Genomic DNA, 720 nt, shown 5'->3' on the forward strand with positions numbered 1-720 from the left:
AGTCCCGCGCGATCAGGATCACCGCCTGGGCCAGCGTCGGCGGCACGATGTCCGGCCCCACGGAAAGCGTGATGGAGAGGGGCGCGCCGTCCGGCACCACCCCCAGCGCACGCTCGGCAAAGAGGATCTGCGGCTCGCTGTCGGGAAAGAGAAGCCGGGCGGCCCCGGGATCGAGGGGGATCTCGCCCGACGCGCCCGACCAGGTCACGCCCAGCAGCTCGCGGGCGGGCGCGACCGGCACCCACCAGCGGCGCCCCTGTCCGGCCGCGGTTTCGAACCGGACCCGGCGCAGGGTCAGCGGGCGGCGGGTGGCGGTCTCGACCGCCGATTGCGCCGCCGCCAGACAGGCCTCGATCCGGGAATTGTCCGCATCGCCCTCCCAATGCGAGGCGCGTTTATACGCCTCGACACTGACACCGAGCGGCGGGATCTCGGCCAGGATCATGCCGTCGCCGCATCCTTGTCGGCATCCTTGGCCGATTCCTTGTCGGGGGCCTTGTCGGGCGCCTTGCCCTGCTTCGGCGGTGCGCCCGCCTGGGCCTTGGCCTCGGCCTGGGCCAGGGCGGCCTCGCGCTCGGCCAGCGCCGCCTCGCGGGCGGCCAGATCGGCGGCCTTCGCCTCGATCCCGGCCGGATCGGCCGCCGCGGCCAGCTGCGCCTCGGCCGCCCGGTCGAAGACCGCCGCCACCGGGTCCTCGCCCCGGGTCAGCTTCGCGGCCAG

General features: G+C 74.9%; 1 protein-coding gene and 1 pseudogene. Both read right to left on the bottom strand.

Annotation, left to right across the window (positions count from 1 at the left end):
• On the bottom strand, positions 1-445 hold a 445-nt coding region (locus BYZ73_RS21480; RefSeq protein WP_112317591.1), incomplete at its 3' end, for a phage gp6-like head-tail connector protein.
• Positions 442-720: pseudogene (locus BYZ73_RS23160) on the bottom strand (OmpA family protein); the annotation flags it as partial. The gene BYZ73_RS21480 and the pseudogene BYZ73_RS23160, both read right to left, overlap by 4 nt.

The sequence above is a fragment of the Rhodovulum viride genome (assembly GCF_003265965.1).
Classification (GTDB): domain Bacteria; phylum Pseudomonadota; class Alphaproteobacteria; order Rhodobacterales; family Rhodobacteraceae; genus Rhodovulum; species Rhodovulum kholense.